The sequence below is a fragment of the Shimia sp. R10_1 genome, assembly GCF_017744095.1.
Classification (GTDB): Bacteria; Pseudomonadota; Alphaproteobacteria; order Rhodobacterales; family Rhodobacteraceae; genus Shimia.
The window spans coordinates 81,610-96,755 of record NZ_JAGHQX010000005.1; the positions used below are offsets into that span (position 1 = coordinate 81,610).

6 protein-coding genes are annotated in these 15,146 nt (G+C 60.9%); all 6 read right to left on the reverse strand.

What is annotated here, in order from left to right:
* Positions 1-26 precede the first annotated feature (26 nt).
* A complete protein-coding gene (locus tag J7413_RS10950) occupies positions 27-758 on the reverse strand; it encodes a 4'-phosphopantetheinyl transferase superfamily protein (RefSeq protein WP_209098129.1) in 732 nt (243 codons plus the stop codon).
* Entirely contained in the window at positions 758-5,404 is a 4,647-nt protein-coding gene (locus J7413_RS10955) for a MupA/Atu3671 family FMN-dependent luciferase-like monooxygenase (RefSeq protein WP_247743465.1), read from the reverse strand. Before J7413_RS10955 ends, J7413_RS10950 begins: the two co-directional genes overlap by 1 nt.
* A complete protein-coding gene (locus J7413_RS10960) occupies positions 5,401-6,402 on the reverse strand; it encodes a glycosyltransferase family 2 protein (protein ID WP_209098130.1) in 1,002 nt (333 codons plus the stop codon). The genes J7413_RS10955 and J7413_RS10960 overlap by 4 nt, the downstream gene beginning before the upstream one ends.
* Positions 6,399-12,839 carry an SDR family oxidoreductase gene (locus tag J7413_RS10965; RefSeq protein ID WP_348538746.1) on the reverse strand — a complete coding sequence of 2,147 codons (6,441 nt, stop codon included), beginning with the start codon at positions 12,837-12,839 and terminating at the stop codon, positions 6,399-6,401. The genes J7413_RS10960 and J7413_RS10965 overlap by 4 nt, the downstream gene beginning before the upstream one ends.
* 99 nt (positions 12,840-12,938) lie before the next feature.
* Positions 12,939-14,306, reverse strand: a complete 1,368-nt coding sequence (locus tag J7413_RS10970; protein WP_209098131.1) for an oligosaccharide flippase family protein — start codon at positions 14,304-14,306, stop codon at positions 12,939-12,941.
* Positions 14,303-15,127 (reverse strand): glycosyltransferase, encoded by an 825-nt coding sequence (locus tag J7413_RS10975; protein WP_348538742.1) that lies wholly within the window; start codon positions 15,125-15,127, stop codon positions 14,303-14,305. Before J7413_RS10975 ends, J7413_RS10970 begins: the two co-directional genes overlap by 4 nt.
* Between the last annotated feature and the right edge of the window lie 19 nt (positions 15,128-15,146).

Consider the following 15,146-nt stretch of genomic DNA (forward strand, 5'->3'; position numbering starts at 1 on the left):
TGGATCTGTTTAAATCGCGATTGTGGTTATCCCGTGGCGCAAAGGTGGAAATCAGCGTTTTCCATGCCCTGACGCGCCCCGATTGTCACCAATGATATCACCTGGTGTTGGGTGACGATTTGCGCTCCTGTCAAACTTGCATTGGCAGGTATCTGTGCCGTCGGTTGGCAAAATCGTGCTGCAAATCTTTTGCCGCTTTTGTCATATGTTATCGCAAGGCTTTCAAAGCCGAACATCGCACCACTCAGCATATACTGCGCCTTAAACGTAGCCTCTTTTGCCGAAAAGATCCGCCTTGCCCAAAGCGCTTTTTCGGCACGGGTGCAGGCTGAAAAAGGGTCCAGTTCTGCCGCCGTACAGACTTCGGAAATCAGCGCGTCCTCCAATGGCGCGTCGGGTTCAACATCTACACCAATTGCGCTGAACTGATGGCGCTTGCCAAGTACAGCGATACAGACATCTGCATCATGGCTGATGGAACCTGTCAGCGTTTCTGGCCAAATCGGCGCACGATCCGCGCCGCTGGGCACTGCCTGCACCCGCGCCCCAAGATCCTGCATGGCGCCGCGCGCCGCATGACGGCCCGCCGCATACTCGCGTTGACGCGCTGGACGTGCATTGGTGATCGCCACCGCTTCTTCAGGCCAAAGCGCGGCATAGACAGCTTTTGGATCGCTGATTGCGATCGCAACCCCTTCAGGTGCGATGCATCGAACGGCATGTTGCAGGTCGCTCAGCGATAGCGCGTGCTCTGTCATCAGGCCCGCGCCCGCCTGCGCGCCCGCATCTCGCGCCGCTTGCGCATGATCTCAGCTCTGTTTGTGGTCAGCGACCGCTCTTCGGAAGCACCCTCCGCAGTGGAGGATGGCTCTGCGTCATCCAGACCCAGCAATGCCTGCACCCGGCCAGCCAGTGCCTCCAATGTCGGGAACCGGAACACATCTGTGATGGATAGCTGTTCCGCCCCAGAGCGGCTGCGGATTTCCCGATGGGCCTGCACCGCCAACAGACTGTGCCCACCCAGATCAAAGAAATTGTCGCCCAGCTCAATCACCGTGACACCCAGAACCGCGCTCCAGACATCTGCAACCAGTTTGGTGATGTCGCTATGTGCCACCACAACGGGCTCAGCAGTCGTGGGCGGCTGTGCTGGTTGTTCTGCTTGCGCATTGGGGGGCGGTAGCGCCTTGCGGTCCACCTTTTTGTTGGGCGTCAGCGGGAACCGCTCAAGCGTCACATAGTGCTGCGGCCGCATGAACCCCGGCAAGCTCTCGCGCAAAGTCGCGCGGATCTCAGCCTCCGTCGGCACATCCCCACGCAGATAGGCCACCAGCCGCACATCCCCCGGTACATCTTCGCGCGCCATCACCACGGCCTGCGCAATGCCACCGATCTCCTCCAGCCGCGCCTCGATTTCACCCAGCTCAATCCGGTAGCCCCGCAGCTTCACCTGATGATCCACACGGCCAAGGAAGTCGAGCTTGCCATCCTCCCGCCAGCGCACCAGATCCCCGGTTTTGTAAACGCGCCCTGCGCCAAAGGGATTGTCGATAAATCGCTCTGCGGTCAGCGCCTCACGCCGCCAGTAACCGCGCGTCACGCCTGCACCGCCAATCCACAGCTCGCCAGGCACGCCCACAGGCACCGCTGCGCCCGCTGTGTCCACCACATAGACCTGCGTGTTGGCAATTGGGGTGCCCACATGGGCCACCGCGTCCTCGGCATCCGCCAGCGCGGTGGTGGACCAGATCGTCGTTTCCGTTGGCCCATACATATTCTGTATGCGGGCCTTGGTCGCCGCTTGCAGATCGCCCACCAGCCCACCAGAAAGCGCCTCGCCCCCCACCATCATGTGTTGCAAACCCGCGAGCGCAAACCGCGCTTCGTCATTGTCCGCGATCAGACGCGCCATTGACGGGGTGCATTGCAGATGGCTCACTTCATGGCGCAGCATCTGCGCCGCAATAGACACATCTTCAGCGTCAAGCTCACAGCCTGCATTGGCACGCCGCAACACCTCGGCCACAGGTTTCAGCCCCTCCAAAACAGTCGCAGTCGAAATGCCATAATCAATCAGACAGGCAATCTCCGTCACGCCGATCGCCTTGACCTCAGCCACCCGCGCCAGCGCATCTTCTACGGTGCCAAACAGCCCGCTCTCTTCAAAATAGCGCTGGAAGGCGAAATCCAGAATGCCCTCCAGCTCGTCTGCGGTCAGACTGCCAAGGTCCAGCTGGAACGCATTGTCCACACCCTCAGGCCGCTTAAACGCAGGAAACGCCCAGGCATATTGCTTGATCAACCCCGCCGCAGAGCGCAGGTAATCTTTCATGGGCTCTCGCGCGATTTCGCGCGCTGTGTCGCGATCCTCCGCCAGAAAACTGTGCAGCATCAGGGTGACATTGAAATCCGCAGGATCATGCCCTGCCTCGCGCAACGCCGCGTGATACAGCGCGATTTTTTCGCCCACTTCCGCAACGCTCTGCCCCAACAGATGGGTCAGTACATGACAGCCGTTGCGTCCCGCCTCTTGCCAGGTTTCCGGGTTGCCTGCCGTGGTCACCCACAAAGGCAGTTCTTTGGACACCGGGCGCGGTTGGGTCACCACAGGGTGCAGGCTTCCGTCCTGTTTGGGAAAGGCAACTTCCTCGCCACGCCACAGCTTTCGCAACGCATCCATCTGCGCAAACATCGCCGGTTTGTTGGCGGGCGGCGTGTTTTCCGGGCGCAGCACAAAATCATCCGGCTGCCAGCCGCTGGCAATCGCCAGCCCCGCACGGCCATTGGTGAGATTGTCGATCACCGCCCATTCTTCGGCAATCCGGGCTGTATGGTGCAGGGGTGCCACGCAGGATCCGGCGCGCACACCGATCTGTTTGGTCACCGCCGCCACCGCCGCACCGGTCACCGATGGGTTGGGATAGGGGCCGCCAAAGGCGTGAAAATGCCGCTCTGGCGTCCAGACTGCGCTAAAGCCATGGGCATCGGCAAATTTGGCGCCTTCCAACAGAAGATCATATTTCTTGCTGCCCGCACCATCGTCATTGCCCCAATAATAGAGCGAAAATGCCATGCCATCTTGCGCAGCGGGCAGATGCCCACTGGAAATCTGGGTGGTCGTATCATCGCCAGACAGCACCAGCTTGAAGCCGCGCGAGAGTGTCCAGAACAGCTCCAGCACCGAAATATCAAACGACAGCGAGGTGACAGCCATCCAGGCGTCACCTTCTTCATAAGGAATGCGCCTATCCATCCCGGCAAAGAAATTGGCGACATTGCCGTGCTCCACCATCACGCCCTTGGGGGTGCCGGTGGAGCCGGATGTGTAGATCAAATAGGCAAGGTCTGTGCCTTTCGCGGCCAGCGCGGGATTGTCACGCGCAGCGGAGGCGAGCCGCGCATCCGTGTCGATCTCAAGCACCTGCGCCTGATGCTCTGGCAACGCGGGCGTGAGAGCAGCTTGCGTGACAATCACTCCGCATGCGCTGTCGGTAATATAATGCGCCAGCCGGTCGGTTGGATAGCTTGGGTCCATGGGCACATATGCCCCGCCAGCCTTCAGGATCCCAAGGGCCGCAACAACCATATCGACAGAGCGGCGCAGGCACAGCCCCACCATGGATCCCGGTACTACACCCATGTCGCGCAGCACATGCGCCGCTTGATTGGCGCGCGCATTCAATGCGGCATAGCTCAGAATGTCATGCTCAAACACCAGCGCGGGCGCGTCCGGTGTTTTGGCAGCCTGCGCTTCAAACTGCGCAACCATGGTGACATCTGGGTCAAACTCCGCCTTTGTGGCGTTCCAGTCGGTCAGAATCTCGGCGCGCTCGGCCTCAGACAGGGCACTGATCTCACGCAGGTTGTCTGCCGTGGCAATCTGCCTGGCAATCTGTTCCAGTCTTGCCGCCATCTTTGCGGCCTGTGCCGCATCAACGCGCTCTGTGTCAAAATGCAGATTGGCGGTGTCCCCGGTCATGGCCACTGTCAGTGCCGCGCCTGGGAGCGGGCCATCGCCGCGATGCACGGCCACATCCGGCATGCGCAAGACAGACAAAGCCGGATCGCGGGCAATCAGATCACGGGCAAAGCCGCCCATTTGTTCGGCCTCAGCGGCCGCTGCGCTAAAATGCGCATCTGCCGCAGGCAGCGCACTGTCCAGCATATCTGGGGACAGGCGCAGTGGCACCCATGGGCAGACCAGCGCCGTCGCTGACAATGCAGGGCCGCGATAGGCCAGATCGCACACCTCCGAAATCCCTGACCGCAGCGCCCAAATGGCCACCGCGGTCAGGACACTCTTGGAGGGAGTCTCAGATAGGTTCAGCGGCAGGCTTTGCGTTGCCGCCGCCGCACTGCTGTCGCGCACATCCGGCAGGGTAGCGGGCACAAACTCCGCCAATTGCGCGCGCCAGAATGGCTCTGCCTTTGCCACAGGGGCCATCGCAGCTGTCCAAAGTTCGCGGGCCTCCTGATCCAACGACGACAGCACTTCGCCACCTGTCAAAACCGAGGCAAGGCGCACAGCGCCGCCATCCAGATCCGTCAGGCCGCCAAGCCGCACGGCACCTTGTCCGCAGGCCACGGTTAGCGTGTCCGCGTCAAAGGACAGCACGGTTCCGGCAGCCGCCTGTCTTGGATTGCTTGCAGGCTCTGCTGTTTGGATCAGTAGGATGCGATCCTTCGCAGCAATCTTTGGCGCCCAAAGCGGGTTGTAGTAATCCCCGTGATCAAGCGCCCGTACCAGCGCCACAACCGCTTCTGCATCTTGGGTGAAATCCACACGCCCGCCACCCTCTGGCCGATCCGCGCGTCCAAAATAGCTGCGCTGGCTTAGGTCTTGGGAGGCGGCTTCGGGCAGGTCCGCCGCCAAGGCAGCCACCACCTCTGGAAAGCTCTCGATTGCGGCGGTGTAGCATTTTGTGTTCAGCGTCAGCGCTGTGTCGCTCTGCTCCACATCAAACAGGCGCTGGGCCACGATCCTGCCGGTATCGGCACGGGCTTCCATCGTGTGCCAGGTGATGCCATGGCGTGGCTCTTGGTTGAGGCGCGCCCAGACTGGTGCATTCAACCCGGCATATTTCGGCAATGGCCCGTCATGAAAATTCACCGCGCCTTTTGTGGGCAGATCCAAGACCGCTTGCGGCAGCATGTCGAGATTGGCCACGCTCAGCAGCCAGTCAAATTCCATGTCCGCCAGCGCTGCGCCAAAATCTTCGTCTGGGGACAGCACCCGCAGCCCTTCCGCCTCAGCCCATTCGCGAATGTTTGGCGTGCGTGTCACCACAGCTTCCACACCGTGGCCCATATCCCGCCACAGCGTGGCGCATTGCACCAGCAGGCTTTCGTTGCCAATCATCACCGCACGCATCGGCGGACGATCCATCAAACGATCAAGGCTCATTGTGCAGCCTCCTGTTGTGTCGGGAGGGCAGGGATCTCAGCGCCTTTGGTTTTCGCCCGTCGCAGCGCATGCACGACCAGATCGCGCAGGAAGTGCTCGGGATCCCGGCGCGGCTTGCGCCCCACAACCCGCCGCAGTTTCCACAGCAGGCCGCCCACCACATGCGCCACCGTCGCCGCCACCGCATAGGCCGTGCCATGATTTTTGCGGAAGTAGTGCTGGCGGCTGTCAAACCAATACTGCGGCATCCGTTGCCAGTTTTTCATGCCTGTTGAGACAGAGCCGATGTGCATCACTTCGCTCGCGCGCACATAATCTACACGCCAGCCCGCACGCCGTGCCCTGAGGCACAGGTCTGTCTCTTCAAAGTAAAGAAAGAACCTCTCATCAAAGAGGCCAATCTCCTCCAGCACCTGCCGCCGCATCATCATCGACGCGCCGGCCAGCCAATCCACCCGTTTGGTCGCCTGCGGCAAGGGTAACGGCACCACATAGCGTGACAGCAGCCGCGAGATCGCGCCAATTCGCGCCGCACCCTCAAGCTCGCTCCAGATCGAAGGGAAGCGGAAGGCGGTGAAATGCGGTGCACCATCCTCCCCATGAATATAAGAGCCAGCAAAGCCACAGTCCGGCGTGTCTTCCAGATGCGCAATCAGCGCGGCAATGCTGCCCGCACCCGGAAAGGCATCAGAGTTCAGGATATAGATATAGTCATAGGCTCGCTGCGCCAGCGCATGCCGGATGCCAAAGTTATTGCCCGCGCCAAAGCCGCCATTGCGGCCCGATTGCACAAGTTCCACACGCCCCTGCGCCCAGTGAGCGCTCGCCAGCGCCGCGTGCATCTGTTCAAAAGAGCCATCACCGCTGTCGTTGTCGACAATCACAATCTGGCCGTCGATGCCCGCCATTTCGTGCGCCGCAGCCTCTGCGGCCTTAAGCGTCATCTCCGGCGTGCGCCAATTCAGGATCACGGCCAAAAGGCTGGGGGCTGCACTCATTCTGCCGCCTCCCGCAAGAGCTGCGCAGCGGGCGGGGTCTCAGCTTCCGCCGCCGAAATCACCGCCTTCAGCCGGGTGGCAAGCACCCGCACATTCGGCTCCAGCACCATGGAATCGTGATCCCCCGGCACCTCATAGACCGCGACATCAGGCACCCATTGGCCCCAGTCATTGTCATGGAACACATAGGCGCGGTCCTGATCCACAAGGCGCCCATGGCCCATGTCCCATTTGCCCCGCAGCGGCGGGCGGAACAGCGCCAGATTGCCGTCCCAGCCCTGCATCGGATATTGCGCCACCGCGCGCAGGAAGGCCGCTTCAATCTCCGCATCATGGAACTGCTGGCCCTGTGGCTGCGTTTCTTCTGTGGGTCGACGTTTCGCAATCTCCCAGGCGATGCGGTTTTTCGCCCAGATCACCGGATACAACACGCCCTTGGCACGTAACTCCTGCCATTGGATGCGCATCCGGTCTGAGCGGCTCAAGGCCCGGCGCACCGGCAGTGGCGTATCCAGCATCGCGACCAAGCGCACCTCATCGCCCATCGCTTCCAGCTGGCGCGCGATTTCATAGGCCGTGATGCCCCCACCAGAGAAGCCGCCCAACAGATACGGCCCCTCAGGCTGCACCTGCTTCATTTCGGCGATGTAATCTGTTGCCGCCGCGACCAGATCATCATGGGGCTGCGCATCGCCAAAAAGCCCACGTGCCTGCAGACCATAAAATGGGCGATCCGCCCCAATCAGATGTGCCAGATGGCGCAGGTTCAACACATTGCCAAACATCCCGGCCACAAGGAAAAACGGCGTTTTGGCCCCCCCTTCGCCCTGATGCATCGGCACCAGATGGGTAAAGCGTGGCGCGGTTTTGGGGCTTTCCTGCCCGTTACGCGCGTCTGTTTCTGCAAGCGCCTGATCCCCAATCTGCGCTGCAATCATGGCTGCGCAGGTCTCAATCGTGGGGGCTTCAAACAGCACCGAAATCGGGAAATCAATCGCCCAGGCTTTCTTGACCATGGCAAACAGGCGCACCGCAATCAGGCTGTGCCCCCCCAGATCAAAGAAACTGTCCTGCACCCCAACCTGATCAACGCCCAGAAGCTCCTGCCAGAACCCCGCCAATGTGCGCTCAACATCCGTGCGCGGGGCCACAAAATCACTCTCAAGCTCAGGCCGTTCAAAACTCTGCGTTGGCCCTGCGTCCTCCTGCACACCCGCATCAGCCTGCGCGATCAGCGCGGCCAGATCGAGAGAGGAGACAACCAGTTGCGCGCGCTTGTCTTTCAGCGCCGCTTCAAACATCTGCGCGCCAAGCTCGGGGGGGATGCCCTGTGACAGATTATGTGCCAGCCGCTCCTCCGCCGCAGACAGCGGGGCTTGCGCGGCACGGCGCGCGACAAACTCAACCTCACTCTTGCGCAGGGGTTGCGCTTTGGCAAAGCCAGCGGCGGTTTCCACCTGTCGCAATGCCAGCCCGGTGACCTCAACACAAACCTTGCCTGTCGTGTCGGTCAGCGTCACATCAAAGCGCGCGGATCCGGTCGCGCTGTCACCGCTCACCAGCTGCACGTGGCTCACCACTTCTGTCGGCAGGGGCGCAAACCGTGCCAGACGGCCATATCCCACAGGCACCCACAGATGGCCCTGCGCATACTCCGGGATCAGATCCATCGCCCAGCCGGTCGCAATATCAAGCAATCCCGGATGCAGCTGCAGCCCATGCGCCTCAAACGCTCTCTCCAGCCGCAGGTGCGCCACGCCTTGCGCGTCGCCAAGCGCCGTGTCGCGCAGCACTTTCCAGCGCGGGCCAAAGCGCATATGCGCCTCCTGCGGGGCGCTCAAAACTGCGCCGCCTCGGTCTTTTCGGATCGTGCAGTCAGCCCGTAGGTCTGCGATGTTCAGCGCCTTTTCAGGGATTTGTCGTATCGGCACAAGCTGCGCCTCGGCATGGGTTTGCCAGCCATCCTGACCGTCAAACGCCACGGCGCTCTGTACGGCAAAGGCATATCCGGTTGGGCTGCGTTGCAGACGCACGCGCAGATCGCAATCTGCATCATCTGCCACATGCAAGGGCCGCAGGAACAGCAGATCTTCAACAGCAAAGGCGGCGGTTTCCCCCTGCGCTGCCAATGCCTCATAGGCCAGTGCGATATAGCCTGTGCCGGGCATCACCGCCGCGCCATCAAGCGTGCGGTGCTCATCCAAAATCCAGTCCTTCGGGCTGAGCCTCGCAGAGAAAACCCTGTGGCCCTGTGCATCAAACCCGGCCCCGGTCAAAAGCGGCGTGTCGATTGCCTCCATCGCCGTTTCCGCCCCATCGCCTTGCCGCGCGGCCACGGCTTCTGCCGCCATGCCGACCTCAGCCCAAAGCCCCCAATTGACCGCCCGCACCCGCGTTTGCGCACCTTGGCGCGCCTGCGCATAGGCATTGAGATAGGCATTGGCCGCGACATAGTCGATTTGCCCGGCTGGCGCTGTGGCGGTGGAAGAAGAAGCAAACAGCATCAGCCAGTCCAGACTGCCATCGGGAAACAGCTGTTCCAGCACCTGTGTGCCATGCAATTTTGGGGCCAGTACATCCTCAATACTGGCGGAGGTTTTGGCCAATAGCGGCCCGTCATCAATCACACCGGCTGCGTGGATCACGCCGTTGATTTCACCAAACGCCGCTTTGGCCGTTGCCACCGCCTCAGCCATCTCAGCGCTGTTGCACACATCTGCCCCAAGCGGCAGCACCGTGCCGCCAAGGCGTTCCAGCCGCTCAACCGCGCGCATCTTTTGTGCAATGCGATCCTTCGGGGCATGGGCTTTCAGATATTGCGCCCAGCAATCGCGTGGCGGCAAACCCTCGCGCGCGAGCAGCACCACATTCGCTTGCGCCTCGCGGATCATCCGCTCCGCCAGCGTCAGCCCAATGCCGCCAAATCCCCCGGTGATCAGATAGGTGCCGCCCTGTTGCCAGACAGGCATCTCCTCACCGTCAAGCGCGGTTTTGCGATAGCCACGTTCAAACCGCTTCTCTCCGCGCCACGCCGCAATCTGCGCCTGCGGCGGTGCCAGCACCTCTTCCAACAGACGCGAGGTGAGCGTGCTGCGTGTTTTCCTGTTGGGTGTTTCCACATCCAGCAGGCTCGCACTGACACCGGGCAATTCGCGCCCCATCACCTGTATCGGTCCAAGCGCCGTGGCTTTTTCAGGGTAGGGCAGGGGCTCTTTGCGCACCTGTACTGCGCCGTTGCTCACCGCCGTGATGTGCAGCGGCGTGGGCAGGTTTTCTTCGCTCACCGCTTGGGCGAGGAAGAATAGGCTCATCAACCCCTGTTCCTGATTGCGGTGGAAAAAGCTTGATCCGGGGCGGTGGCGCTCATCTTCGGTCAGCAGCCACAGATGCACAATCCGATCCGGCGCGCGCCCCTTGGCCATCAGGTTTTGCAGCAACGCGTCATAGCCCTCGCGGCCACGTTCCGGGGCCAGCACATAGGCATCTGGCCCGATCTCGGCAAAGGCATCCCCGGTTGTGACGGTCACCACATTTTGCCCGGCTTTGCGCAGTCGCGCCGCCAGCGCCGCACCCGTGCCGCCCTGATCGACAAAGATCAGCCAGCTGTGCGGTTCGGCACTTTCAAGCTCGCTGTCCACGTCAATGTCACAGGCGGCCAGCTGCGGCTTCCATACGGGGGCGTAGGTCCAGTCATCCGTATCTTCGAGACGCATCAATGGGTCATCGGCGGCATCCACATGCCCGGTGCCCGGCTCAATAAAGTAGTGGCTGCGCTGAAACGCATAGGTTGGCAGCACGACCTTCTGGCGTGGCACTTCACCCCAATAGTGGTCAAAGTCTACATCCACGCCACAGGCCCAGAGCTGGCCCAGGAGGTTGAGGAAATAGGCGTCATCCGCAATCTCCTCCTCCGGGTGGCGCAGCGACGACAGCACCTTGTCCGCTTTCACCTGCCCATGCATTTTGGTGAGCGACGATAGCGCTTTGCCCGGTCCCACTTCCAGATAGATCCGCGACGTTTTCTCAGACAGTGTCGTGATCCCATCGGCAAACAGCACCGTGTGGCGCAGATGGGCCACCCAGTAGTCTGGATCCACTGCCTCCTGCGCTGTCAACACGTCCCCGGTGCGGTTGGAAATGATCGGCAGGCTTGGCGCCTTCAAATCAATCGCACGCAGGTAGTCCTCAAACTCCGCCAAAATGGGCTCCAGCATCCGCGAATGCGCCGCGATGTTGATCGGCACACGTTGTGTGTCGATCTTTTTCATGGCGAGTTTTGTCGCCAGCACATCCAGCGCCACATCAGATCCAGAGACCACCGTCAGCGTCGCTGCATTGACGGAGGCAATGTCCAGCTCGTCACCCAGAAACGGCGCAAGCTCAGCAACCGACAAGGGCACAGACAACATGCCGCCCGCTGGCACCCGATCAAACAATTGCCCCCGCAGCTGCACCAGCCCAAGACAGTCCTCAAAGGCCATCACACCCGCCAGGCAGGCCGCGGTGTTTTCTCCCATGGAATGCCCGATCAACGCCGCAGGCTTCACGCCCCAGCTGATCCACAATTGCGCCAGCGCATATTCCACCATCATGATCAGTGGCAGCTGCAGGCTGGGTCGTTTCAGTCGCTCTTCAGCTTGACCAGCCGCAGACCCTTCTGCCAGCCACAAGGCACGCAATTCTGCGCCCCCTTTGTCTGCCAGATGCGCAAATCCCTGCTCCATCCACTCGGCAAAAACCGGCTCCGTCTCATAAAGTTCGCGCCCCATGCCCACATACTGTGCGCCCCCACCGGGGAACATGAACACCACCTCCGGCGCAGCACTGGCCTCTTGTGTGAACACCCGCCGGGGATCATTTGCTTCAAGCAGTGCCGCGGCGTCTTCATGGCTGTCCGCCATCACAACCCGGCGCTTTTCAAACGCGCGTCGACCATACAGAAGCGTATGGGCGACATCCGCCAATGGCTGCTCAGGGTGGGCGCGCAGATGCGCCGCCAGATTGGCTGTGTTTGCCTCCAGCGCTTTTGTGCTGCGCCCGGACACCGCAATCAGGTGAAACGGCCAGTCGCTTGGGGCACTTGCCGCGCGTGTGGGGGCTTCCTCCACCACCGCATGCGCGTTGGTGCCGCCCACGCCAAGGCTGTTTACGCCTGCGCGCCGTGGCCCATTGCGGGGCGCCCAATCTTGCAAGGCGGCGTTCACCGCAAATGGGCTGGTGTCAAAATCAATCGCCGGATTGGGCGCTTCAAAGCCAAGGCTTGGCGGCATTTCTTTGTGATGCAGCGCCAGCGCGGTCTTGATCAGGCTGGCGGCCCCGGCGGCTGTGTCCAGATGGCCGATATTGGTTTTCACCGACCCGATCCGGCAAAAGCCCGTCTCGTCGGTGCTTTGCCGGTAGGCTTCGGTTAATGCGGCCACCTCAATCGGATCGCCCAGATAGGTGCCCGTGCCGTGGCACTCCACATAGTCCACAGTGTCCGCAGGCACATCTGCCACCGCCAGCGCATCGGACACCGCCGCCGCCTGCCCGCCAACAGAGGGCGCAAGATAGCCCGCCTTGTCCGCACCATCATTGTTGACAGCGGAGCCTTTGATCACCGCCCAGATGTGATCGCCATCCGCGACCGCATCGTTGAGCCGCCGCAACACAATTGCCCCTGCGCCCGAGCCAAAAACCGTGCCTTGCGCCCTATGGTCAAAGGCATGGCATTCCCCGTCAGGAGACAGGATTTCACCTTCGTTGAACAGATACCCGCGCCCATGGGGCAATTCGATGGTGACCCCCCCGGCAATCGCCATGTCGCATTCGCCATTCAGGATTGACTGCGCCGCATAGTGCACCGCCACCAGCGCAGTGGAACAGGCGGTCTGCACCCCAAGGCTTGGCCCCTTCAGATCCAGAATATGGCTTAGCCGCGTGGCCAGAAAATCCTTGTCGTTGCCGGTGTGGCGCAGCAGGAACATGCCGGTCTTGTCCACCAGATCGCGGTTGGAGCAGAGGTTGAAATAGAAATAGCTGCCCATACCGCAGCCCGCAAAAACCCCGATCGGCCCGTCAAAGCGTTCTGGCACATGGCCTGCGTTTTCAAGCGCCTCCCAGCTCACTTCCAGAAACTGGCGGTGCTGCGGATCCATAATCGCCGCCTCCTTGGGCGACAGCCCAAAGAACTCCGCATCAAACTCGGCAAACCCTTCAAGCGTCGCCGCCGCCGGGACGTAATTGGGCTTTGCAATCCGCGCGGGGTGTTCGCCATTGGCCAGCAGCTCATTTTCGCTGAGCATTTTGATCGAGCGGATGCCCGCCCGCAGGTTCTTCCAATAGGCATCAATGCTGGTCGCACCGGGCAAGTGCGCTGCCATACCGACGATGGCAATATCCGTCTGTTGTGCCGTCTTACCCTGCGTGTCGCTCAAACTCTTACCCGCCAAAGTCACCTGCGCCAAAGCCGCGCGTCTTTTGAGGCCTTTTTATGTAAAAAGGGTCTTTCATTTCGCTTAAGCGTAAAATTCTATCTGATCTTCAGAAAGGTCAAATCAGGGCAAATTAAGGGCAGAAAGCGCGAAAATCGTCTTTTGATGCAAGATCCATACCAATGCCCCCACACACAGACCCACGACCCAAAACAGAGCGTCGTGGCGCGCATCCCAGGCGGCGTGTTTGCGCGCAAGCCATACAACCACGGGGTAAGCCAGCACCATCGCCATACCGTAGCCTAGCAAAGCGCCGATCAAACCAAACTGTGCGGCCCCCACAATCAGGCCTGTCATCACCAGCCCGGCACGGGTCGCCGCCAAAATGAAAAACCCGCGGCTGTCCCCTGCAGCCAATGCCGCCTGATCATAGGTCAGCGCGATCATTTGCGGGATCTGCAGCAGTGCCAAGAGCACAACGACACCGCCAGCCAGTTCATAGCGCGGGTCATACAAGGTCTGCACAAGCCACGGGCCCAGCACCGCAAAACCCGTCAGGAGTGTAAATAAACCCGCACTCAACAGCAGGCGCATCTTATGCAGATGTGCACGGTTCTCAGCGCTCGCAGAGGGGGGCTTCTCGCGATAAATGGGGATCAACAATCGCCCTGCAACCATGCCGCCCAGCAGCCACGGGAAAGAGGCGAGGAAGTAGCCAATGTTATAGATGCCAAGCGCCCCAAGGCTCAGAAACTTTCCAAGCACAATTTTGTCGCCCTGACTCAGCAGAAACCCCGCGGCGGTTGAGAGAAAAATCCACTTGCCAAAATGGATCAGCTCACGCGCCGCAGGGCGCTCCCATCGCAGGGCATTGCGCGCTCCGGGCAAAAAGATCTGATAGCAAAACAGCTGCAACAGCTGCGACACCATCGCGCTTGTCACCAAGGCCCAGACAGATCCTGTCTGCCAAGCAACCAAAACGCCCGCGATCAATCCGATCAGTTGCGCGCTCAAATCAATCAGTGTGATGCGGCCGAATGTAAGACGGCGGTTTGCGCTGTCTTTCTTTGTCGGGAAAACCCCGGAAATCAGCAGTGTGACCCCAACAACAGGCAGAATTTGCGCCAGTTCCGGGGCCTCATAAAACGCAGCAACAGGCGCAGCCAGCGCCCATGTCAGCCCCATCAAGATCACGCCGCGCAGCACTTGCAGGGTCCAGGCCGTGTTCAAAAACGCCGGGTCTTCACCGCGTTTGGATTGCAGGATCGACTGGCTGACACCCATATCGCTGAGATTGTTCAGCCCCTGCATAAACACCCAGACAAGGCTCATCAGGCCAAAGGCTTCCGGGAACAGAAGGCGGGTCAGGATCAGATTGGAGGCCAGTCTCAGCGCCTGACTGCCCCCATATCCCAAGATAGTCAGCCCGCCGCTGCGCAACGCCCGCGCACCAAGCGATTGGCCTTTCGTGATCTGCTGCAGGCGGCTCATCGGCCGCGCTCCCAGGTCTGTGTTGATTGGGGGGAGAATTTTACCGCCAACGCCACCGCTGCATAAACGCCGAACCCAATTGGATCGCGCAGTGCCATCTCCAGCATCTGACGCAGGCCAACAGGCCGTTTTTCATCATTATTGGCAAGGGCAGGATACCGCGCAAAGACCTCATCGACCCCGGCATTCTGCCGCCGCCGCACCCTGACAAGGGCGCGGAAGCCCTCCACCAATGGCCAATCATAGCCAGCGCACACACCTATGCGCTCTTCCGGTGTGAATGACAGCCGCACAAAGGTGTCATCTGAAATAATGTCTGGAAATGCGCCCCAGCGTGCACGTCCGCTGGCATTCACCGCAAACAGCCCTGCGCCGGGCACCCCGTCGGTGACAAACGGCACCTTCGCATAGGTGCGCGCATAGGCACGCGTTGACCAGCTTGCCGCTGCGCTGAGCCGCAAGGTGCCGCTGGCATAGCGTGGGTCTGGCGTGGCCAAAGCCTGCGTGAGTTGGGAAAACAGCGCCGGATCGACCAATACATCCGCGTCCAGATAGGCGCGGGTTTCAAATTTGGCAGCCGCATCCGCTGCATTCAGCGCGCCGATCTTGCCAATCGCGGGCAGCTCCAGAACAGTCAGTTCCCAGCCCTTTTGCACGGCGGCTGCGGTGTGGCGTTTCGCGATTGCAGCGGTCTCGTCATCGCATCCATTTGCGGCGACAACGATCTGCGCATGTGCCAGTCCTTCAGACCGCAGCACGGCATCAAGGCACGCACCGATATGGGCGGCTTCATTGCTTGCTGGAATGAGGATGCTCAACACCGCCGGGATGCCCTCTGTA

What these genes read in the sequence shown, in the direction of transcription:
- J7413_RS10960 (WP_209098130.1), bottom strand. Translation starts at nt 6,402, where the DNA reads ATGAGTGCAGCCCCCAGCCTTTTGGCCGTGATCCTGAATTGGCGCACG.
- J7413_RS10970 (WP_209098131.1), bottom strand. Translation starts at nt 14,306, where the DNA reads ATGAGCCGCCTGCAGCAGATCACGAAAGGCCAATCGCTTGGTGCGCGG.
- J7413_RS10955 (WP_247743465.1), bottom strand. Translation starts at nt 5,404, where the DNA reads ATGAGCCTTGATCGTTTGATGGATCGTCCGCCGATGCGTGCGGTGATG.
- J7413_RS10950 (WP_209098129.1), bottom strand. Translation starts at nt 758, where the DNA reads ATGACAGAGCACGCGCTATCGCTGAGCGACCTGCAACATGCCGTTCGA.